General features: G+C 63.9%; 22 protein-coding genes. 11 read left to right on the top strand and 11 right to left on the bottom strand.

Going from position 1 to position 21886, the window contains the following annotated elements; genetic code table 11:
• Window position 1 precedes the first annotated feature (1 nt).
• Window positions 2-706: a lipopolysaccharide kinase InaA family protein gene (locus P3C50_RS03890; protein WP_275544944.1), complete on the top strand. Its 705-nt coding sequence runs from the start codon at window positions 2-4 to the stop codon at window positions 704-706.
• On the top strand, window positions 703-1089 hold the full coding sequence (locus P3C50_RS03885; protein ID WP_275544943.1) for a diacylglycerol kinase: 387 nt from the start codon (window positions 703-705) through the stop codon (window positions 1087-1089). The genes P3C50_RS03890 and P3C50_RS03885 overlap by 4 nt, the downstream gene beginning before the upstream one ends.
• Window positions 1090-1212: 123 nt before the next feature.
• Here P3C50_RS03885 and P3C50_RS03880 read toward each other — a convergent pair whose 3' ends face one another.
• Window positions 1213-2223 (bottom strand): amidohydrolase family protein, encoded by a 1011-nt coding sequence (locus tag P3C50_RS03880; RefSeq protein ID WP_275545339.1) that lies wholly within the window; start codon window positions 2221-2223, stop codon window positions 1213-1215.
• 242 nt (window positions 2224-2465) lie between these two features.
• On the opposite strand from P3C50_RS03880, the gene P3C50_RS03875 reads away from it, so the two are divergent.
• The 7 genes from P3C50_RS03875 (at window position 2466) to P3C50_RS03845 (ending at window position 8362) form a co-directional block, all read left to right on the top strand.
• The gene (locus tag P3C50_RS03875) at window positions 2466-3860 is read left to right on the top strand and encodes a methyl-accepting chemotaxis protein (RefSeq protein WP_275544942.1); all 1395 of its coding nucleotides are present in this window, start codon (window positions 2466-2468) and stop codon (window positions 3858-3860) included.
• Window positions 3861-3918: 58 nt separating this feature from the next.
• Window positions 3919-4320 carry an OsmC family protein gene (locus tag P3C50_RS03870; protein WP_275544941.1) on the top strand — a complete coding sequence of 134 codons (402 nt, stop codon included), beginning with the start codon at window positions 3919-3921 and terminating at the stop codon, window positions 4318-4320.
• The gene (locus P3C50_RS03865; RefSeq protein WP_275544940.1) at window positions 4317-5177 is read left to right on the top strand and encodes a pirin family protein; all 861 of its coding nucleotides are present in this window, start codon (window positions 4317-4319) and stop codon (window positions 5175-5177) included. The genes P3C50_RS03870 and P3C50_RS03865 overlap by 4 nt, the downstream gene beginning before the upstream one ends.
• Before the next feature lie 53 nt (window positions 5178-5230).
• Window positions 5231-6034 (top strand): XAC2610-related protein, encoded by an 804-nt coding sequence (locus P3C50_RS03860; RefSeq protein WP_275544939.1) that lies wholly within the window; start codon window positions 5231-5233, stop codon window positions 6032-6034.
• A 106-nt stretch (window positions 6035-6140) separates the two neighbouring features.
• The gene (locus P3C50_RS03855) at window positions 6141-6689 is read left to right on the top strand and encodes a sigma-70 family RNA polymerase sigma factor (protein ID WP_275544938.1); all 549 of its coding nucleotides are present in this window, start codon (window positions 6141-6143) and stop codon (window positions 6687-6689) included.
• A complete protein-coding gene (locus P3C50_RS03850; protein ID WP_275544937.1) occupies window positions 6686-7399 on the top strand; it encodes an anti-sigma factor in 714 nt (237 codons plus the stop codon). The genes P3C50_RS03855 and P3C50_RS03850 overlap by 4 nt, the downstream gene beginning before the upstream one ends.
• 183 nt (window positions 7400-7582) lie before the next feature.
• Window positions 7583-8362, top strand: a complete 780-nt coding sequence (locus P3C50_RS03845; protein WP_275544936.1) for a DUF4394 domain-containing protein — start codon at window positions 7583-7585, stop codon at window positions 8360-8362.
• A 61-nt stretch (window positions 8363-8423) separates the two neighbouring features.
• On the opposite strand, the gene P3C50_RS03840 is transcribed toward P3C50_RS03845, so the two are convergent.
• From P3C50_RS03840 to P3C50_RS03810, 7 genes are all read right to left on the bottom strand, one after another.
• Window positions 8424-9212 (bottom strand): dienelactone hydrolase family protein, encoded by a 789-nt coding sequence (locus P3C50_RS03840; RefSeq protein WP_275544935.1) that lies wholly within the window; start codon window positions 9210-9212, stop codon window positions 8424-8426.
• A 95-nt stretch (window positions 9213-9307) separates the two neighbouring features.
• Complete coding sequence (locus tag P3C50_RS03835) at window positions 9308-10312, bottom strand: HD-GYP domain-containing protein (RefSeq protein ID WP_275544934.1); 1005 nt, start codon at window positions 10310-10312, stop codon at window positions 9308-9310.
• Window positions 10313-10314: 2 nt separating this feature from the next.
• Window positions 10315-14004 (bottom strand): PAS domain S-box protein, encoded by a 3690-nt coding sequence (locus P3C50_RS03830; RefSeq protein WP_275544933.1) that lies wholly within the window; start codon window positions 14002-14004, stop codon window positions 10315-10317.
• A gap of 135 nt (window positions 14005-14139) precedes the next feature.
• Complete coding sequence (gene htpG, locus P3C50_RS03825) at window positions 14140-16038, bottom strand: molecular chaperone HtpG (protein ID WP_275544932.1); 1899 nt, start codon at window positions 16036-16038, stop codon at window positions 14140-14142.
• 84 nt (window positions 16039-16122) lie between these two features.
• Entirely contained in the window at window positions 16123-17370 is a 1248-nt protein-coding gene (locus tag P3C50_RS03820; RefSeq protein WP_275544931.1) for an MFS transporter, read from the bottom strand.
• A 60-nt stretch (window positions 17371-17430) separates the two neighbouring features.
• Window positions 17431-17877, bottom strand: coding sequence for a PaaI family thioesterase (locus P3C50_RS03815; protein ID WP_197856436.1), 447 nt, complete (start codon window positions 17875-17877; stop codon window positions 17431-17433).
• Window positions 17874-18326 (bottom strand): PaaI family thioesterase, encoded by a 453-nt coding sequence (locus P3C50_RS03810; protein WP_197856435.1) that lies wholly within the window; start codon window positions 18324-18326, stop codon window positions 17874-17876. Before P3C50_RS03810 ends, P3C50_RS03815 begins: the two co-directional genes overlap by 4 nt.
• A gap of 84 nt (window positions 18327-18410) precedes the next feature.
• Between P3C50_RS03810 and P3C50_RS03805 the strand changes: the two genes are divergently transcribed.
• Window positions 18411-18749 (top strand): hypothetical protein, encoded by a 339-nt coding sequence (locus P3C50_RS03805; RefSeq protein ID WP_275544930.1) that lies wholly within the window; start codon window positions 18411-18413, stop codon window positions 18747-18749.
• 146 nt (window positions 18750-18895) lie between these two features.
• Window positions 18896-19183 carry a hypothetical protein gene (locus tag P3C50_RS03800; protein ID WP_275544929.1) on the top strand — a complete coding sequence of 96 codons (288 nt, stop codon included), beginning with the start codon at window positions 18896-18898 and terminating at the stop codon, window positions 19181-19183.
• 63 nt (window positions 19184-19246) lie between these two features.
• Here the strand turns inward: P3C50_RS03800 and P3C50_RS03795 are convergent, their stop codons facing one another.
• The 3 genes from P3C50_RS03795 to brnQ form a co-directional block, all read right to left on the bottom strand.
• Window positions 19247-19639, bottom strand: a complete 393-nt coding sequence (locus P3C50_RS03795; protein ID WP_275544928.1) for an MAPEG family protein — start codon at window positions 19637-19639, stop codon at window positions 19247-19249.
• Window positions 19636-20370: a DUF599 domain-containing protein gene (locus P3C50_RS03790; protein WP_275544927.1), complete on the bottom strand. Its 735-nt coding sequence runs from the start codon at window positions 20368-20370 to the stop codon at window positions 19636-19638. The genes P3C50_RS03795 and P3C50_RS03790 overlap by 4 nt, the downstream gene beginning before the upstream one ends.
• A 104-nt stretch (window positions 20371-20474) precedes the next feature.
• Complete coding sequence (gene brnQ, locus P3C50_RS03785; protein WP_275544926.1) at window positions 20475-21788, bottom strand: branched-chain amino acid transport system II carrier protein; 1314 nt, start codon at window positions 21786-21788, stop codon at window positions 20475-20477.
• Between the last annotated feature and the right edge of the window lie 98 nt (window positions 21789-21886).

Below are 21886 nucleotides of genomic sequence, written 5' to 3'. Positions count from 1 at the left end.
CATGGGAGTCCTCAGCGAACAAGCGCTGGCCGCCCTGCCCTCTACCGAGTTCGATCGCTGGTGGCACAGCCCTGGCGAATGGGTCGAGGCAGCCAACCAGCGGCGCGGCGGCGAAAGCGGCGTGCGTCTGTTGCAACACTGGGATAGCAGCAGGCCGCTGCTTTACTGCAAACGCCAGAGCGGACACACCTGTCGCTCGCTGCGTCACCCGTTAGGCAGGCCTACCATTCTGCGTGAGCTGCAGGCCTATCGCGCCTTCGCCCGCCTCGGCATTCGTACACCAAACATCGTTTACTGCGCGGCCCGCAAACAGGCCGGTCGCTGGCAGGCGTTGCTGGTCACCGAAGCATTGCCAGGCTTCGTCAGCCTGGAGCAGTGGTACAGCGAGCCCCGAACGCCGCAGCTCAACCAGGCTATGTTGCAACGCCTGGCCGCGACCCTGGCACGCCTGCACCTGGGCGGCTGGCAACACGGCTGCTGCTATGCCAAGCACCTGTTCGTCAAAGCCCGTAGCGATGGCGATGTGGAGGTCGCCCTGCTGGATCTGGAGAAAAGCCGGCGACGCTGGCGTGTCGCCAGCGCCTCGCGGCGCGACCTGGGCCAGTTGGACCGACATCGCGGAACCATGCCCGACGCGGACCTGAGTTACCTGCGCCAGGCCTACCAGCAGGCCATGAACGATCCCTGGGGTGGGCTGCATCCATGAACGACAGCTCCGATCTGGACGCCCTGTCCTTCAAGGGGCGCCGCGGCCTGGCACGCATCCTCGACGCCACCGGCTACTCGCTGGCCGGGCTGTGCGCGGCGTATCAGGGTGAAGCGGCGTTCCGCCAACTGGTCTGGCTGAATCTGCTACTGCTGCCGCTGGCCTGCCTGGTCGATGTCAGCCGCGCGGAGCGCGCGTTGCTGGTGCTCGTGCCGCTGCTGGCACTGGTGGTGGAGCTGCTCAACTCCGCCATCGAGGCAGTGGTCGACCGCATCTCGCTGAACCTGCACCCGCTGTCCAAGCAGGCCAAGGACATGGGCAGCGCGGCGCAGATGGTCGCGCTGCTGATGATCGCCCTGACCTGGGCGACCATCCTGCTCTGATCAACCGTTAAACGCTGCCCGGCGAGCCTGTGGTCGCCGGGCACCACTGCGGCGTTCGGTGACTTCGAAGGCCATCACGTCCTGCGGCGCACCGCCCCCGCTTAAAGTCTGAAGACTGCGCCGCTAACGATCCAGCTCGGCCTGCACGCGCCGCGGCAGAATGGAAAGGAAGTTGTCACGCGCGACCTTGTGCGCGACGTCCTCGGGCAGCGCATCGAGGAAGGCATCGAAGCCTTTCATGTACTCGCCCAGGTTGCCGAAGCGCCCAACCACGTCGGAGCCGAGCATGAAGCGCTCCGGATAGCTGCTGACCAGATGCACCCATTTCTCGTCGGGTTTGCCGTTCTCATCCAGCAGATAGGGCCGCAGCATGGTCCAGGACAGGTCGATGTACAGGTTCGGGTACTGGCCCAGCATCCGCTCGACGGTATCCATCAGGAAGTCGAGCTTCTCCTGATGGCGATGAATCTCGGCACTTGTGCCGGCATGCGCCCAGATGAAACGCACATGCGGATGATTACGCAGCGGCGCCTCGATTTCCTCCAGGTAGATCGGCTCACGCTCGCGCTTGGAGGTGATGTTCGAATGCAGCATCACCGGCAGGTCGTATTCGGCTGCCAGGTGAAACACCCGCGCCAGCGCCTCGTTGTTGGCGCGCGGCGCACTGCCGTGGATCAGCGCGGTGAGATCGTCATGCCGGGTGAAGACTTCACCGATGCCCTGCCACAACCCGGGGTCCAGCTCGAGCATGCGGCGGATATGGGCATCGGCGTTCTTGTCATTGGGGTTGAAGCCGGAAAGAAACGGATGGAAGCGCTTGCGCTGCTCGGCCGGCAGGCGCTTGTAGGCAGCGGCGATGAAGACATCGGTCGCGCTGTACCAGTAGGCATTGGCATCGTCCCCCGCGTAATAGCGTGGGCGCTTGGGCTCGTCTTCGTCCCACTTCTTGGCCACCGGAATGCCGGAGAACATCACATGATCGACGTTGTTCTCCGCCATCTTCTCCAGCAACTCATCCATGCCGGCGCTTTCCTGGAAGAAGTCGACATAGTGTAGATGGGCGTCGCTGTAGCGGTACTCCCTGGCCTGGGCGCTGCAGGCGATCACCGCACCGAGCGCAAGTATCCATGGCATCGTTCGAGATTTGAGCAAGGCAAGTCCTCCTGACGGTTCGAGCAGCATAGACCGCCGACTCGCTGGGCAAGTTCGGCGGGCCAACGGCGCGCCGGCGCACTTCGATGAAGCGTGCGGGCTAAGCGCGCACCAACGCCGCACATCGATAGCCAGCTCAAGGCGCGGAACGGGCCACGGAAAACGCTGGCAGATAGTGGCACCTGGCTTGCAATGCCCTCGTCAGACCAGACAGGGGAATCATCATGTTGCAGTTACTGCGCAGGCGGGCCCGCCAGAGCGAAGGCGAAACCGCATTGAACGCGCTCTTTCACCGGCACGACCTCACCACCCGCCTGCCCGAGCACCATCAGTGGATGGTGCGCCTGAACGATTTCAGTGCCAGCCTTCAGGAACGCATTCGCACCAGCCTTGGCGCTGCTGTCGGCATTGCTGCACATGCGCCGCAACTGGCGCGTATCGCCGCCGCCAACCAGCAGAGCGGGCAGACCCTGGCGCAGTCCTCGGAACTCATCGCCAGCGCCAGCGAGCAAGTCACCACTACCCTGGATGTCGAGCTGGTGCCGGGTACCGGAGAAGTCGCGCGGCTTTCCGCGCAAGTGTCGGCAACCCTGCACCAATGTCAGCAAAGTGGCGAGGCGGTGCTGCGCCAGGTCGAAGTGATCGATGCCAGCGAGGCGCAACTGGCTCAGGTCATCGGGCAACTGGCCGGGCAGCTGGACGAAGTGAGCAAGGTCATCGGCGTGATCGCCAGCATCTCTCAGCAGACCAATCTGCTGGCCCTGAACGCCGCCATCGAGGCCGCTCGCGCCGGCGAACATGGCCGTGGCTTCGCCGTGGTCGCCGAGGAAGTTCGCCGCCTGGCCGGCCACACCACCGATGCCACTGGCCAGGTCAGCGGCATCATCGAACGCTTTCGTGAAGGCATGCACCAGCTCGGTGATGCCGGCCAGCATATGAATCAGGCCGTGGCCGACGGCCGCAGCGGCATTCTCGCGGTCAGCCAGGGCCTGGACAGCACGCGCCAGGCCATGGACCGTCTCGACGCTCAGGTCGGGCAGATCGCCGCGGGCACCGAGCAGATCGGCCAGGCCGTGCGCTCGATCAACGGCGACGTGCAAAACATAGCCCAGGTCGCAGGCGAGCTGCTTGGCAAAGCCGGCCAGGTGCTGCATCACAGCAAGGCCGTACGCGAGGACGGCGACCGCCTGCTCGCCGGGCTTGGCGACTTCCGCCTGGAAATTCACGCAGCCGTGCGCGCCAGCGTCGAGCAGCTGGCGACACGCTCCGAACTGGCCGGCGACATGACGGCCGCCGAACGCCTGCTTGGCGAAACGCTCGCGCGCGACAGCCGTTTCGAGCTGTTCTACCTGGTCGACAGCCGCGGCGTGCAGATCTCCGAAAACATTTTCGCCGCCGACGTAGCACACGACGAAAACACCAGTTGCCGCGGCCGCGACTGGAGCCAGCGTCCCTGGTTCCGCGCCGCTGCCGAGCAAATGCAGGCGCATATCACCCAAGTCTATCGCTCTTCGGCGACCGACGATTTCTGCTTTACCGTGTCGATGCCCATCATCAATGGTCAGGGACGCCTGCTGCGGGTATTGGGCGCCGATGTAAGGCTCTCGGCACTGGTGTGATCGGGCCTGCCTACGCTAGTCTGGCGGCCATTGCCGTCACGCCTACCAAGGAAGCGTCATGATCCGCATTCACAACAGCAAGGGTCTGCAGCAGCAGATCGAAATCGGTTCTCACCAGTTGCTCGGCGACGTTTCGACCGAGCTTGGCGGTGACGGGGCCGGCCCCGACCCACACGATCTGTTCGACGCCTCGCTCGGCACCTGCAAGGCCATGACCCTGCTGCTCTATGCGCGCCAGCGCGGCCTGCCGCTGGAAGGCATCGACGTCAGCGTCGAGCGGGACGACAGCGAAGAGCGCGAAGGCAACTATCACCTGATCATCGAACTGTCGCTCAAGGGGCCGCTGGACGATGCGCAGCGCCAGCAACTGCTGCGCGTCGCCGACAAGTGCCCGATACACAAGCTGATGACCACCACCGATATCCAGGTGGAAACCCGCCTGGCCGGAGCGCAGGCATGAGCGAACTGCAGCTTATCCGCCCGCGCGCCGAAGACATCTCCGGCCAGCCGATTCTGCGCCCCCTGCCCTCGGCACGTTTTCGCAGCATCGGCCCCTTCGTTTTCTTCGACCACATGCTCGAGCAGGACTATCCCGCCAGCAGCGGCATGAACATCGCTCAGCATCCGCATATCGGCCTGTCCACCCTCACCTACCTGTTCGAAGGCCAGTTGCAGCACAAGGACAGCCTCGGCTCCGATCAGCTGGTCGGCCCCGGCGAGGTCAGCTGGATGACGGCCGGGCGCGCCGTTGCTCACGTCGAGCGCACGCCGCCCGAGCAGATCGGCCAGAACAAGCGGATGCACGGCCTGCAGGTGTGGCTGGCGCTGCCGGAAGCCGATGAGCAATGCGAGCCGGCTTACAGCCACCACCCGGCCGATTCGCTGCCACGTAGCGAGGCCATGGGCGTGCAGATCACCCTGATCGCTGGCGCCGGCTTTTGCCTGGAATCGCCGGTACCGGTTCGCTCGCCAACGCTCTACGCCGAGTTGCGCCTGGCTGCCGGTGCCAACCTGCTGATCCCGGACGAGTACAGCGAACGCGCGCTGTATCTGATCACAGGCGAAGCCGAGCTGGACGGCGAAACGCTGCCGGCGCACACCATGGCGGTGATCCCGGCTGGCGCGACCCCGCTGCTCAGCGCCTGCGGCGAATGCCATCTGGCACTGGTCGGCGGCGAGCCAATCGGCCCTCGGCGGATGAACTGGAACTTCGTCGCCAGCACGCCGGAACTGATCGACCAGGCCCGCCAGCGCTGGGCCGCCGGGGACTGGCCGCAGGTACCTGGCGAAACCACGCGCATCGAACTGCCGCGCTGACGCCAATGAAGACAGGCGCACAAAGCGCCTGTCACTCGCAAAGGACTGCCCTCTTGCCTCTCTATCTCCCCCTCTTCGGCCTGCTACTGTTGCCCACGCTGGCCCTGGCCGACCTTCCCCATTTCGAACCTGAACCAGGACAACATGCCCAGGTACAGCAGCAAGGCGAGCGCTATGTCCTGCAGCAGCCAGACGGCACTCGTCTCGAACTAGACATCCCCGAAGGCAACGAAGTGGAAGCGCCGAGCTTCTACGTCGAGGACTATGATTTCGACGGTCATCTCGACCTGGCCATTCGCGTACCGGTGGGGATGGTCAACTCCGTCTACCATCTCTACCTATATCGCCCCGCCGAGCGCCGCTTCGAACTGCTGCAGCTGCCGCCCGAACTGAGCGAGCGCGCCAATTGCTCGCAACTGTCGGAGCTGCAGCCCAACCTCGACGAACGCGCGCTGTACAGCCACTGCCGCAGCGGGCCGCGCTGGTATCACGACGCCTATCGCTTCGATGACGCCGGCGTCCCCTGGCTGTACAAGACCCTGCAGGTCAACCACGCCTATGACCCGAACGCCCCGGTATTCTTCCCGCTGTTCGAGAAGACGCTCGACCCTCAGGGCAGGATCATCGCCAGCCGCGCCCTTGACGATGATGACCAGCCACGGACCTGGACCGTGCCCAACGCGCGCCTGTACCTGCACCAGCGCCCGGACGCAACGAGTCGGACCAAGGCCTACCTGATCGAGGGTGACGTCTGCGAGGTGCTGGACCAGCAGGGAGACTGGCTACTGATCCGCTACGCCTCGCGCAAGGGCCCGCTGGAGCGCTGGGTTTCGCTCGGCGAAGCGTATGGGCTGTGAACGGCGATTGTATTCTGCAGCGGATTTTTTGTTACGCCGGCGTGATCCGGCACGCCCGCTGGCGGGTATAAGCTGCATGCGGATTTCTCAGGCCAACGGATGACCCATGGCAGATCGCGAGTTCGATTACGAAAGCACCCTGGAAGCCTGCGCACGCGGAGACGAGCGTGCCTTCCAGGCGCTCTATCGGCAAGAGGCCGGGCAACTGCTCGGCCTGGCCATCAGCATGCTGGGCCGCCGCGACATCGCCGAGGATTGCCTGCACGATGCCTTCGTACGCATCTGGCAACACGCCGTGCGTTATCGACGCGATCTGGGCAGCGGCCGTGCCTGGGTGCACAGCATCCTGCGCTATCGCGTGCTCAACGCCCTGCGCAGTGGCGGCCGGCATGCCGAGGTCGACGATGAGTTCATCGAGCGCGTGCTGGACGACAGCCCGCAGGCCGAGGCGCAGGCGCTGGAGCGATCCGAACAGCGCTTGCTGCGACGTTGCCTGCAACGTCTGGAAAGGCCGCGCCGCCACCCGATCCTGCTGGCGTTCTACCGTGGTCTGACCCACGAGCAGATCGCCAGCCGCCTGAGTACACCGCTGGGCACTATCAAGGGCCGTATCCGCGCCGGCCTGCGCGCGCTGCAGGAGTGTCTGCAAGCATGATTCCGCACGACCGCGAAGAACGTCGCGCCCTGATCGGCGAATACCTGCTCGGCTTGCTCGAGGAGCCTGAAGCCACCGAGGTGCGCCAATTGCTCGAAGAGGATGAAGATGCCGCCCGCATCGCCCTGGAGTGGGAGCGGCACTTTCTCGAACTGAGCGACCGACTGCCAGCGCACGCACCCTCCCAGGCGCTCTGGCCGCGCATCCGGCAGAGTCTGGGTCTGCACGAAACTCCACGGGCCAGCCCATTGGCCACCTGGTGGAACAGCCTGCTGACCTGGCGCCTGACCGCTGCCGCGCTGGCCATGGCGCTGCTCGTCGCTGTGCTGATGCCGCTGTTGCGCGCCCCGGATATCACCGGCGAGCGCTACACCGTGGTGCTGCAGCAACCTGGCGAAGCGGCCAAGCCTGGCTGGGTCATACAGGTCTCTCGCGATGGCACGCTGACGCTCGACCCGCTGGTCGCCGACCAGGTGCCTGAGGGCCGCGCCCTGCAGTTCTGGACGCTGATCGATCCGGCCGACGGTCCGCGCTCGCTGGGCCTGGTCGAAGCCGGCCAGCCGCTGCGCCTGCCAGCCGAGCAGATCGGTACCGTGCAGGCCGGCCAGCTGTTCGAGCTGACCCTAGAACCGGCCGGCGGCTCGCCGTACAACCGTCCGAGCGGCCCGGTGCTGTATATCGGCCGCGCCGTGCTGGCCAGCACCAACTGAACGGGTGCCGGCTACACAGCCGGCAACCTTTCAAACGACCGATCACGCGGCGGAAAATATTTTCATCTGCGGACATCCAACCCCGTTCCTCGCGGGTATAGCTCACAGGTGTTTCGTCGAGGCACCTGCGAAGCCGGCTCGTCGGCTTCGTCTCGATGCTGAATCCTTTTATGAGGAACAACCATGAAACGCATCATTAGCTTCTGCACCGCCGGCCTGTTGACCCTCAGCGCAGGTGCCGCCAGCGCCACCGAACTGCTCGCACTGGGCGCCAATGGCAAGCTGTTCAAAGTCGATGTCGCCAGCCTCAAGGTTACCGGCAGCATGACCGTCAGCGGCGCCAGCGACTTGCGCGGCCTGGATGTGCGCCCGGCCAGCGGCCAGGTCTACGCCCTCAGCGGCACCGATCAGCTCTACACCCTGGACGCAGCCAGCGGCAAGGCAACGGCAGGCAGCAAACTGCAAACCGCACTGGCTGGCAGCGGCCAGGCTGTGGTCGACTTCAATCCGGTAGCCGACCGCCTGCGCCTGCTCGGCCCGGACGGCACCAGCCTGCGGGTAAACGTCGATACCGGTGAAGTCGCCGTAGACGGCAAGGTCGCTTACGCCGCCGATGGCCCTTACGCCGGCAAGCAACCCAAAGTGGTGGCCGGTGCCTATACCAATGCCTATGCCGGTACCCAGAGCACCGCGCTGTACAACATCGACCTGGCCAGTGGCAGCCTGATGCTGCAAAACCCGCCGAACGACGGCGTGCAGCAGGAAGTCGGCAAGGTCGCCGATGGTCTTAAGGCGGCCGCCATGGACATCGCCAGCGATGGCAAGGGTGGCAACACGGCCTACGTGCTGACCGGCAAGACCCTGCACCAGCTGGATCTGGATAGCGGCAAGCCCACCACGTTGGGCGACATCGCCGAACTGCCGGACGGCATCATCGACATCGCCGTGCTGCCTGCGAAGTAAGACAAAAAAAGGCTGCGCCCAGCCGGCGCAGCCTTTCGTTCGACGCCTGACAAAACCGCTGTCACTGCTCGGCGAACACCTCATCGAACAGATCGTTCATCGCCTTGAACGCGCGCGCCGCCACCACCGGGTGGTATTCGTTACGCCCCGGCACATTCGCCTTGGGGTTGGTGAACGAGTGCACCGCGCCACCGTAGCTGACCAGTTGCCAGTCGGTCTTGGCCGCCTTCATCTCGGCGATGAAACCGTCGACCTGCTCCTGCGGTACGGCCGGATCGTCCGCGCCATGCAGCACCAGCACCGGCGCCTTGATGTTCTTGGCATCGGCCGGATTGGGTGTGTCCAGGTTGCCGTGGAAGGACACGAAGCCCTTGAGCGGCGCGCCCGAACGGGCGAGTTCCAGCACCGTGCCGCCGCCGAAGCAGAAGCCGATGGCGCCCAGTTTGTCCAGATCCAGCGCCACCTCGCTATCTTGCGCCTTGAGCACATCCACTGCAGCCTGGGCGCGCTTGCGCATCAGCGGACGATCGGCGCGGACCTTGCTCGCCGCGGCGCCGGCCTCTTCGGCATTGCTCGGGCGAATCGACTTGCCGTACATGTCGGCGACGAACACCACGTACTTGTCACCGGCCGCACGGGCGGCCTTGGCAACGGTGTCTTCATTCACCCCCATCCAGCTGGGAACGGCGAGCAGCCCCGGACGCGGCGTGGTCACCGAATCGTCGTACACCAGCACGCCCTCGAAGGCTTCGCCATCGATCTCGTAGGGAATCGTCTTGGTCACGACAGCTGCATCGGCGAGACCGGCGAACGCCGCGCACAACAGGGGAACCAGTGTTTTCTTCTGCATGGTGAGGCCTGCCCTTGGCAATGGTAGGCCCCTAACAATAGCCGCGCTGACGCTAATGGCCAAATCGCCGACGCGCGGGTTTTAGACAGAAGGTTTCAGGCGGCAGATTGCTCGGCCCAGCGTTCCTTGATCTGCAGGATCTCCGGCAAGCATGCGATGAACAGCTCGACCAACTGCGGATCGAAATGACGGCCACTCTGCTCGCGGAGAAAGTCGAGCGCGGCCTCCACGGACCAGGCCTGCTTGTAGGGGCGCACGCTGGTCAGCGCATCGAACACATCGGCGATGGCGACGATACGCCCCTCCAGGGGAATGTCTTCGCCACGCAGCCCCTTGGGGTAGCCGCTACCGTCCCACTTCTCGTGGTGCGACAGGGCGATCCGATGCGCGGTGCGCAGCAGCCCCGAGCTGTGCTCGCCGATGATCCGCGCGCCGATCTCCACGTGCTGACGCATCACCTGCCATTCTTCATCGTTGAGCTTGCCCGGCTTGCGCAGCACGGCATCGGGGATGCCGATCTTGCCGACATCGTGCATCGGCGCAGCGTTGAGCAACTCCTCCGCGGCGCTTTCGCTGAAGCCCGCGGCCAGCGCCAGCACCTTGGAAAAATGACTCATGCGGATCACGTGCAGACCCGTCTCGTTGTCCTTGTACTCGGCCGCCATGCCCAGGCGCTGCACGATCTGCAGGCGCGTCTGCCTGAGTTCCTCGACACGCACCAGCGATAGATGGGTGCGCACGCGAGCACGCACGATGGCCGGGCTGACCGGCTTGGTAATGTAGTCGACCGCACCTACCTCGAACCCGCGGGCCTCGTCATCGATATCGCCCAGGGCGGTGACGAAAATCAACGGAATGGCCTCCAGCAGCGGGTTGGCCTTGAGCGCCTGGCACACCTCGAAGCCGGTCAGGCCCGGCATCATGACATCTAGCAAGATCAGGTCAGGCCGTTCGCGCTCGACCATTTCCAGCGCACGAGCACCTTCCTTGGCGAACAACAGGCGATAGTCGTCCTGCAGGATGTGACGCAGCACCTGCAGATTGGTGGGCTCGTCATCGACCAGCAGCAAGAGCGGACGTGCATCGGCAGCGAGAGTCATAATCAGGTAATTTCCTCGCCCTGCAATCGCAGGGACAGTTGATCGAGCAACAACAGCGCCTGATCGAAGTCGAAGTCATCCAGCGCTTGGCGCAGGTCGTTCACAATGCCAGCGCAGACCGTGCCGCGTGCAGCCCGCTCCATGCTCGCCAGCGCCGTGTCGTCGAGGCTGCCACGCTCCAGGGCGATACGCAGCTGAGCGGCGAGCTCACTCAGCAGGCCAAGGTCGACGCTCGCAGCCTCTGCCGCGCGGCCGTGTTCCGGCACCAGCGGCACCCTCTCGACGACAGCCTGCAAGGCCTGTTCGAGCTCGCCGAGCAGTTCGCGCAGGCGATGCTCGTCTCTTGCCTCGAACGCCTGGTCGATGGCCCGGCCAAGACCGCTCAGATGCATCAACGCCAGGTTGCTCGCGGCACCATGCAGGCGATGCGCAAGGGCCTGCCCTTCATCCCATCGCTGCGTCGCCAGCATTTGGCTCATGCGCGCCACCAGGTCGCCCTGCTCGGCGACGAACGCTGCGATTGCCTGGGCCATGCGTAACGGCCCGCCCCACAGGGCGCTGCCGCGGACCCAGTCGAACATGTTGGCATTGGCGGCGCCGCTGGCAGCACTCGCCACGGCGCTCGGCGCTTCGTTCAAACCTAGCAGACGCGCGATTTCCCACATCAGCCCGTCGAGGTCCAGGGGCTTGGAGGCAAAAGCATTCATCCCCGCATCCAGCGCCGCCTGGCGATCACGATCGAGCACACTGGCGGTCAGCGCGATGATCGGTACCGGCTTGCGGCCCTCGCCGGCTTCCAACTGACGGATGCGCCGCGACGCCTCGAGACCGTCCACACCCGGCATCTGCACATCCATCAGGATCAGGTCGAAGCGTTCCTCGGTGAAGACCTGCACGGCGCTTTCACCATCGCCGACGCTACGCACGCGATGCCCGAGGCTTTCCAGCAACAGTTGCAGCAGCTCCAGGTTCTGCGGCACGTCATCGGCAGCGAGAATGTTCAATTGCCCCAGCTCCGGCAGCGCCGCGCGCTGCTGCGTGGCCAGGCGCTTGCCGGTGCGCAGCGGCAGCTCGACGCTGAAGCAGCTACCCTGCCCTTCGCTGCTTTCCACCCGCAGACGCCCACCCATCAGTTCGACCAATTGCCGGGAAATCGTGGTGCCGAGCCCGGTACCGCCAAAGCGTCGGCTCATCGAGGCATCGGCCTGAGCGAAGGGTTCGAAGATCTTCTCCAGGCGGTCGGCGGCGATGCCGATGCCGGTGTCGATGACGGCCAGGCGCATCGCCCCCGATTCGCCGGAAACCTTCAAGCGCACTTCGCCCTTTTGGGTGAACTTGACCGCGTTGCCCAGCAGATTGGTCAGCACCTGCCGCAAACGCAACGGGTCACCGCAGAAGAAGTCGCCGGCCGTCGTCAGATAATCCAGATGCAGCTGCAGCCCCTTGCTTTCGGCTGTCAGGCGCTGCGTTGCGACCACCTGATCGCACAGTTCGCGCAGGGAGAAGTCCAGTTGTTCCAGTTCGATGGCGCCGCGGTCGAGTTTGGCGGTATCGAGGATGTCATTGAGCAACCCCAGCAGCGAGCGCGACGAATGCTGCACGGTACTCAGGTGACGGCGCTGCTCGGCCGACAGCTGGGTTTCCAGCAGTAGGTCGGTAAAGCCGATGATGGCATTCATCGGCGTGCGGATTTCATGACTCATGTTGGCCAGGAAGCTGCTGCGCGCGGCGGCGGCGGCTTCGGCGCGATCGCGCGCGGCACGCAGCTCCTGCTCCATCACGCGCCGCGGGGTCAGGTCGGTAGCCAGCTTGACCACCTTGAACGGCTTGCCGTCGCCATCGAGGATGGGGTTGTAGCTGGCTTGAATCCAGACTTCCCGTCCGCCCTTGCCGATGCGCTGGTATTCGCCGGTACGGAAATGCCCGGCGCGCAGGTCCGCCCACAACTGACGGTAGGCATCGCTGGTCACCAGTTCGGCGGCGCAGAACATGGCGTGGTGCTGCCCGACCACTTCTTCCCGGTCATAACCGAACAGGGCCAGGGCATTGTCGTTGATGTCGAGGATTTCGCCGCTCAGGTCGAACTCGATCAGCGCCATCGCCTTGCTGATCGCCGTGACCTTGCCCTCGTACTCGGCATTACGCCGCTTGGTTTCGGTCTGATCGATGAGAACACCGTCGATCCAGTGCGGCACGCCCTGCTCGTCGCAAACGGCGCTGCCGCTCTCCCAGATCCAGTGCTCCCGGCCCTCGCGGTCGAACAGCCGGTACTCCACCGTGTAGTTGCTCCCCTGCTCGACCGCCAGGGCCACCTTTTCGGCGGTGGGCTGGTAGTCGTCCGGGTGATACAGGTCGGCGATCGAGCAGCGCCGCTCAATGAAATCCTCGGCGCTGTAGCCGGTCAGGTTCTGCACCGCGTCGCTGATGAACAGCATGCTCCAGTCGCGGTCCAGCAGGCAGCGGAACGAGACGCCGGGAATGTTGCTGATCAGCGAGCGGTACTGCTGTTCGCTGTCACGCAGCGCCCTCTCCATACGCTGGCGTTCGCTGATGTCGGCGACGAACACCACGAACAATGGGCGGCTGCCGGCATGTGTGATACCAACGCTGATGCGCACCGGCTTCTCTTCGCCGTCGCGGGTCAGGCAGACCAGCTCCTGCTCGCCCGCCACCATGGTCAGCCGCCCGGTCCTGAGGTAGTCGGCCAGCAGCGTTTCAACCTGGTCGATATGGCGAGCCGGCACCAGCATGCTCATGTGCTGACCATCCAGCTCCTGCGGCGTCCAGCCGAACAGGCGAGACACCGAACGGTTGGCCGAGCGCAGCGTACCGGTGTGATCGACCGTGATGATCGCATCCAGCGCCGTATCGAAGATCGAGCGCAGATGCTGTTCGCTGGCCTTGAGCTGGAGGCTCATGTGCCGGTAACGCAGCAGCGTGTTGGCGGCCACGACGAAGATCGTCAGCGCGACGGTCAACAACGTGATGCCAATGGCGATGTAACCGCTGTCGACCACAGCCGTCGGCGTTTGCGACTCGGGGGCACCTACGAAACGCGCCGCCGCCATGCCGGTGTAATGCATACCGCTGATCGCCAGGCCCATCACCAGGGCGCTGAGCAATAGCGCCCAGCGCGTTGGCAAGCGCCCCTCCAGGCCGAAACGCACCCATAGCGCCAAAATGGCCAGGGCCACCGCGACAATGATCGACAGGGCGAACATCCAGGGGTCATAACGCAGCAGCGGCGCCATCTGCATCGCCGCCATGCCACTGTAGTGCATGGCGCCGATACCGGCGCCGACCAGCACGCCACCGACGCACAGTTGCAGCAGACTCAGATCGCGGCGCGCCAGCAGGCTCAGCGCGACCCAGGAAGCGGCCAGGCTCGGTAACATGGACAGCAGGGTTATGCCCAGATCGAAACGCACCGCCGCGCACAGCTCGAACGCCAGCATGCCGAGAAAGTGCATGGACCAGATGCCGCCGCCGAGGGCGAGCGAACCGGTGAAGATGGTGATCTGCCGAGCGAGCGGATGCGAGCTGTCGCGTGCCTCGCCGGCCAGTTGCAATGCCATGCCGGCGGCGAACACGGCAATCGCCAGTGACAACAGCACCAACTGGGGATCGTAGCGACTGAGCACGAGGACACCGGGATCCGCGCCCATGATGAAGAACAGCTCGAAAAGCGACATACAACCCCAGGACGCGACAGAGCGCCGGCTATTTGCCAGCATCTGAAACGACGGCATCGCACTTGTCAATTAAAGCCGATCAATCGCACCCATAGAAAAGCCCGCCGAAGCGGGCTTGTCCTAGCACCTGACCGATCAGGCGGAGAGTTCCACCAGCAGTTTATTCAAGCGCTGCACATAAGCGGCCGGGTCTTTCAGGCTGTCGCCCGCGGCCAGCGCGGCCTGGTCGAAGAGAATGTGCGACAGGTCGGCGAAGCGATCTTCGTCCGGCTCGGCGTCCAGGCGCTCGATCAGCGGGTGGCCGGGGTTGAACTCGAAGATCGGCTTGGCATCCGGCACCTTCTGCCCGCTGGCTTCGAGAATCTGGCGCATCTGCAGGCCCAGGTCCTGCTCACCGATGGCGAGAATCGCCGGGGAATCGGTGAGGCGGTGCGAGACGCGCACCTCGGCCACCTGCTCACCTAGCGCACCCTTGAGGCGCTCGATCAGTCCTTCCTTGGCCTTGGCTACCTCTTCCTGAGCCTTCTTGTCCTCTTCCGAGTCCAGCTTGCCCAGATCCAGATCGCCACGCGCCACATCGACGAACTGCTTGCCGTCGAACTCGGTCAGGTAGCTCATCAGCCACTCGTCGATACGATCGGTGAGCAGCAGCACTTCGATGCCCTTCTTGCGGAATACTTCCAGGTGCGGGCTGTTCTTGATCTGCGCGTAGGATTCGCCGGTTAGGTAGTAGATCTTGTCCTGGCCTTCCCGGACGCGGCCGAGGTAGTCGGCCAGCGACACCGACTGCTCGTCGCCCTCGCCTGCAGTGGAGGCGAAACGCAGCAGGCCGGCAATCTTTTCCTTGTTGGCGAAGTCTTCCGCCGGGCCTTCCTTGAGCACCTGGCCGAAGGCCTTCCAGAACGCCTTGTAGTCGTCCGGCTTGTCCTTGGCCAGCTTCTCCAGCATGTCCAGCACGCGCTTGGTCAACGCCGACTTCATCGAAACGATGACAGGGCCGGACTGCAGGATTTCGCGGGAAACGTTCAGCGACAGGTCGTTGGAGTCGACCACGCCCTTGATGAAGCGCAGATACAGCGGCAGGAACTGGTCGGCCTGATCCATGATGAATACGCGCTGGACGTAGAGCTTGAGGCCCTTGGGCGCTTCGCGATGGTACAGATCGAACGGCGCACGAGCCGGCACGTACAACAACGAGGTGTACTCCAGCTTGCCTTCGACCTTGTTGTGGCTCCAGCTCAGTGGGTTCTCGAAGTCATGGCCGACGTGCTTGTAGAACTCCTGGTATTCCTCGTCCTTGATCTCGGTACGCGGGCGGGTCCACAGGGCGCTGGCACGGTTGACGGTTTCCCACTCGACTTCCGAGGGTTTGTCTTCACCGTGGTGCTCCTTCGGCAGTTCGATGGGCAGCGCGATATGGTCGGAGTACTTCTTGACGATATTGCGCAGGCGCCAACCATCGGCGAACTCTTCTTCGCCGCTCTTGAGGTGCAGGACGATACGTGTGCCGCGCTCGGCCTTGTCGATGGTGGCAACTTCGAACTCGCCCTCGCCTTTGCTCGACCAGTGCACACCCTCGCTGGCCGGAGTACCGGCGCGGCGGCTGAACACCTCGACCTGATCGGCGACTATGAACGCCGAATAGAAGCCCACACCGAACTGACCGATCAGGTGCGAATCCTTCTTCTGGTCACCGGAGAGGTTCTTCAGGAAGTCAGCCGTGCCGGACTTGGCGATGGTGCCCAGGTGCGCGATGACTTCCTCGCGGTTCATGCCGATGCCGTTGTCTTCGAGGGTAACGGTCTTGGCATCCTTGTCGAAGGACAGGCGGATCTTCAGCTCGGCGCCGCCTTCGAGCAGCTCGGGCTTGGCCAACGCCTCGAAACGCAGCTTGTCAGCGGCGTCGGAAGCGTTGGAGATCAACTCGCGCAGGAAGATTTCCTTGTTCGAGTACAGGGAATGGATCATCAGGTGAAGCAGTTGCTTCACCTCGGTCTGGAAGCCCAGGGTTTCTTTTTGAGTTTCCACACTCATGGTCGTCTAACTCCACATGCAGGACTATGCCGCTCAAGCGGCGGATGTCCTGCAGATGGGGGCAGCGTGATCAATTTCAAGGGCTTAGGGTTCGAGCAACTCCAAACGGCCAATTTCTTCCGGCTGGAAACTGAAGCTGGCCTGGCCACCGCCGCTGCCCATCTGCTGGCTGAGGCGAATGCTGCCGTCGGCGTCGACACCGACGAAGCGGCCCTCGACCGTACCGCCGTTGGCGCGGCTCAGGCGCATGCTGAGATTGCGGTATTGCTCAGGGTTGCGCTGCAGGCGCGCCAGGCTGAAGCGCTGCCGGCGGTCGGCCGGGCGACTCAGGCGTTCCTCGACCGGCGCCGCCTCACGCGGCTGCGCAACCTGGGCCGTGGCAACGGCGGGCAGTGCCGGGAAGCGATCGCCCTCCACAGCCCAGCCGGACTCGGCACGCTTGAGCAGGCGCACCGGCAGGCGCTCGCTACGCCCGTCAATCCGTGCGTCGACCTGCAGCTCCAGGGTATCGCCTTCGAAGGTGAACAGCGGCAGTTTCAATTCGCGTACCTCGCGCGTGGCGAAGCGCCGTTGCAGATAGTCCTGCAGTACATGGGCAATGGTGTCACGGGAATCGAAACGCGCATCGACCTGGCCGTCGACATAGCGCAGACGATCACGGTACAGCTCGACGCGACCGCTGAGGCTGGTCTTGAAGCGCGGTGGCAAGACCAGATGGAAGTCGCCGGCCAGGCGGTTCGGCGCCTGCGGCTGCAGGTCCAGATGCAGGGTGTAGCCACGGCTCAGGCGCCGCGCCTCGGGCAGGTCCTGCTCCGGCAGCAGCCAGCTCAACTCCACTTCCGGCAGGTCGCCGCTGTCCTGCGGCAGCACGTCGACACGCACCGGGCCGTCGATGGGCTGCGGCAGGCGAATGCTCAGCTCACGCAAGGCGAAGAAATCCAGCCCCTCGCGCAGCACCAGCACGCCATCGATCAGCTCGCCCTGCTGCGGCCGGAAGGGCTGACCGTTGAGCTCACCGCCTAGCTCGATGGCCAGCTCTGCCGGTGCCTGTACCTCGGGCCTGAGCCAGTCCAGGCGAATGATCGCCGCCAGACGCTCGGCATCCTTGCTGGCGAGCAGCGTCATGCCCACCACCAGGGGGATCACGCCAAGCCCAACCAAGGCGACCGCACTACGCGCACGTGCCCAGTGACGCATGATGTAGAACAGCGTGATCGGCGGTATCAGGCTGCCCCAGCCCCACAGCAGACTGGTGGCGAAAGCGCGCATCACCAGCCAGACCAGACCGGCCAGCACCAACACCAGGCCACCAATAATCAGCAACGCATCCATCTACAGAATCCTTGTTATCGTTTCGCTGCGCTGCCAAGCCGCTCGGCGTTCCGCGCGCACTCAGGGCTCATCGACCTTGAAGTGGGCACGGGCGGTGGCGATGGGCTCGCTCTGGGTGGTTTGCCAGGCGGTGATCGCCACGTTGGCCACCCGTCGCCCCTGGCGCCAGACCTGGCATTGCGCGTAGGTGTCACGATAATGGCCGGCGCGTAGGTAATCTATCGAGAAGTCGATGATTTTCGGCAAATGTGGAATGCCCATGAACATCAGCAGATGGAGCATGGCGGCATGTTCCATGAAGCCGGCGATCACCCCGCCGTGCAGCGCCGGCAGCATCGGGTTGCCGATGCAGTCCTGGTTGGCTGGCAGGCGCAAGACCATGTCCTCGCCCAGGCGCAGGCACTCGATACCGAGCAGCTTGGCGTAAGGGATCAGGTTGATCAGCGGGTCGTAGTCGTTTTCCTGGTGGGCGCGCGCCACCAGTTGCTCGAGATTCAGCTCGCTCATGCCCCTGCCCCCTTGCCCGCATTGATCTTGCCCATGCGCATGAAGGTCCCCACCACATGGGCGATGGGTTGCTCGGGATCATCCTGGTAGGCGTAACCGCGGGTGAAGATCACGTGCGGCGTAACCCGATAGCACTCGGCAAAACCGAACACGTCCTTGCCTGGCTCGGCCGGGTGCATGTAGTCGATGCGTAGGTCCAGCGTCGGGCAGATTTCGAAATCTGCCAGCACGCACACAGTGGAGATGCCGCAGGTGGTGTCCATCAAGGTGGTGATCGCACCACCGTGGATCACCCCGCTATCCGGGTTGCCGACGATATGCTGGCTGTAGGGCAGGCGCAGGGTCAGGCCTTCGGCGCTGGCCGCATGCACCTGCATGCCGAGCACCTGGCAATGACGCAGGGCCGACAGGAAGCGCTGGGCGCGCTCCAGAACGGGGGAAGTGCTCATCCTCATACCTCGTGATGGCGACGCAAAGTCGCGCATGATAGCGCCAGCCGGCAGATGCGGCACGGCTTGCCGAACGCAACGACAATGAACTTCTGGCGCTCTGCTCTTTCGAAAAAATGTACTGGCATTTTTTCCAAGGAGAACAACATGCAGAAAACATTCGCTTATGCCGTCATGCTAGCCGCCACACTGGGCCTCGCCGCGTGTGACAAGCCCTCCGAGGACGCCGCCGAAGACGCCCGCGAAGCGCGCTCCGAGGCGCAGGAGTCGATGAACGAAGCAGCCGAACACGAGAGAGAAGCGGTTGAAGAGCGTACCGAGGAAAATCGCGAGGAAGCGCTCGAGCAGATGCCGCCACCCGATAGCGAACCGACCAACCCGGTGCCTCCGCCAGCGGCTCCCGCCGGCCAGACCAATCAGTAATACTACTGATTTACCACGAAACGAAACCCGCGCTCTGCCGCGGGTTTCGTTTTTTTCAGGCCCAGGAACTTCGCTTCGCTTGTTCGCTCCAAGTCGCACGGATGGCGCCACACGGCATCATCCGCACTACACATGGAGATGTAACCATGCAAAAATCCCTTACCTATGCCCTGCTGCTCGCGGCCACGCTGGGCCTGGCGGCCTGTGAACAATCCCCTGAAGACAAGCTGGAGTCCGCCAAGGAATCCGTTTCCGAAGCGGCCGAGTCCATGGGTGAAGCGGCCGAACAAGCCGGTGAAGGCATTGAACAGAAAACTGATGAAGTGATGGGCACCGAGCCTACCACTGGCGAGAAGATCGAAGATGCGGCCGACGACGCGGCCGATGCGATCGAGGACGCCGGCGACGAGATCGGTGATGCGGCCGGCCGATAAGCCCCGTCACAGGAACGACAAGGCCCGCTTGAAGCGGGCCTTGTCGTTTCTGCTCGTCGCCTTTTACAGCGCCGGGCTGAGCATCAGCAACAGGCTGCAGACCAGACCCACCATCCAAACCAGACTACGCTGCCAGTGCAGGTCCCACCAGTAGAACAGCAGGTACAGCACACGGCTGACGACGAAGGTGATCGCCAACGCGTCGATCAGAAAGCCGTAGGTCTGGGTGGTGTGCGCCATCAGCACGCCGGCCGCGAATAACGGGAACGCCTCGATGCTGTTCAGATGAGCGGCCAGGGCGCGTGCGCCGAAGCCGGTCAGGCGTGCCTGCTGCGCGCGCGGATGATGGTTGTCGTAGCGCCCGCCACCCTCCGCAGCCATGGCCTTGGCCAGCGGCGCCTTGGCGACGAAGATCAACAAGGCGCTGATGAACACGCACCAGAACGGAATGCTCATTCACTCTTCTCCTTGGCCACATCGGCGGCCGGCGTTGGGGTATAGACCATCACTTCCAGCACATCCGAATGAAACTCTCGGCGATAAAGCACCAGGACCACACCCGAGGTCACCAGCATGAAAAACCACGGATTGATGAACCAGGCCAGCGTCGCCATACCGAAATAATAGGCGCGCAGGCCGAAGTTGAACTGGTTGGCGGCCATCGAGATCACCCGTGCCGTGCGCTCGCCGAAAGCCTTGCGCTCCTGCTCGGTCACGTGCCGCTCCCCCACCATCGGCGCCGAGCCCACCAGCACCGCAGCGAAGTTGTACTGACGCATGCACCAGCTGAAGGTGAAGAAGGCGTAGACGAAGATAATGCCCAGGCACAACAGCTTGATTTCCGACAGCCCACGGCTGGCCTGCTGCACGAAGGGTATATCGGCCAACAGCGAAAGCGCACGGTCGGAGGCACCCAGCACGGTGAGGATGCCGGCCAAAATGATCAGCGTGCTGGAGGCGAAGAACGACGCGTTGCGCTCGAGGTTGCCGATCACGTTGGCATCGGCAATGCGGTTGTCACGCAGCAGCATGCGGCGCATCCAGTCTTCGCGGTAAAGATGCAGGACGCTGGCCAGGCAGGGAGTGGTTTGCGCCTTGACCGAGGCGTAGCGGGTGTAGCCGCCCCAGCAGATGACGAACCAGAGTGCGGCCAGAACATGAGGCAGGTACGGATAGCTGTTGAGCATGCCAACTCCTTGTAAGACTGCTGCCGATTATAGCCAGGCCACCCGTTTTCTTGTTCCACAAAAAAGGCCGCCTTGTGGGCAGCCTTGTTTGTTTCGAGCCTGCGTCAGGCGGTAGCGCCCTGGCGCAGTCCGCGAAGGCGATCGAGCACCACCACCAATGCCAGGGTTATCGCCACCGGCAGCAACCAGCCCAGGCTCTGCCCGGCCAGCGGCAGTTGCCCGAACCAGGCTGGAACCTTGTCGGCCCACGGGGTCGCGGCCACGCCATCGGCAATGCCGAAAACCAGCGTAACGGCCATCACCGGCATGAACACCAGCGATTGGCAACGCCACAGGCGATTGGCCAGGCTCAGGGCGACCAGGACGATCGCCAGCGGGTACAGGCCAACCAGCACGGGAATGGAGAAGCTGATCAACTGCGTCAGGCCCTGATTGGCCACGCCGAGACTGAACAGCCCGAATACGATCACCACGCTGCGGTAAGACACCGGCAGCAGCTTACTGAAGAACTCGCCGCAGGCAGTCAGCAGGCCCACCGCGGTGGTCAGGCACGCCAGGGTGATGACCACGGCCAGTAGCAGGCTGCCAGTGGTGCCGAAGGTGTGCTGTACATAAGTGGTCAGTACCTGCACGCCATTTTGCGCATCACCGGCGATGCCCTGGCTGGTGGCACCCAGGTAGAACAGCGCCAGATAAACCAGCGACAGGCCGGTGGCCGCGATGATGCCGGCAATGACCGAATAACGGGTAACCAGCCCTGCATCGCTGATGCCGCGATCTCGGATGGCGCTGGCGATGACGATGCCGAAGACCAGTGCGCCCAGAGTGTCCATGGTCAGGTAGCCCTGCAAGAAGCCCTGTACCAGCGGCGCCTCGCGATAGCTCTCGGCAACCACGCCGATCTCGCCGGCCGGAGCGAACAAGGCAGCGCCACCGAGTACCAGCAGCGCAGCCAGCAGTACCGGCGTGATGAACTTGCCGATGCGATCGACCAGTTGCCCTGGATTGAGGGAAAGAAACAACACGGCAGCGAAATACACCAGGGTGTAAATCAGCAGCGGCGCGCCTTCGTCACCGGTGAATGGCGCGATGCCCATCTCGAACGACACCACGGCCGTACGCGGCGTAGCGAACAATGGGCCGATGGCCAGGTACACCGCTACCGCGAGGATGGCGCCGGCGATCTTGCCCAAAGGCGCGGTGAGCAGATCCATCCCCCCGCCAACACGTGCCAGTGCAACGACCGTCAGCAGCGGTAGACCGACGCCGGTCAACAGAAAGCCGATTGCCGCGGGAAGCAGGTTCTCGCCAGCGGCCAGACCGGCGCTGGGCGGGAAGATGATATTGCCGGCGCCCAGAAACAGGGCAAAAGTCATGAAGCCGAGGGCCAACAGGTCCGGGCCTTTCAAACGAGTCATAAGAAGAAATACCACAGGCAGGAAATCGAAGAGTTGCGGGGGTTTCCTTGAGGGATTCAGGAAACGTCGCCCGAGCGTTTGGCTCGAACCACTGCATG

Source organism: Pseudomonas sp. Marseille-Q0931 (genome assembly GCF_940789645.1).
Classification (GTDB): domain Bacteria; phylum Pseudomonadota; class Gammaproteobacteria; order Pseudomonadales; family Pseudomonadaceae; genus Aquipseudomonas.
This window is presented reverse-complemented; position numbering and strand designations above follow the sequence as displayed.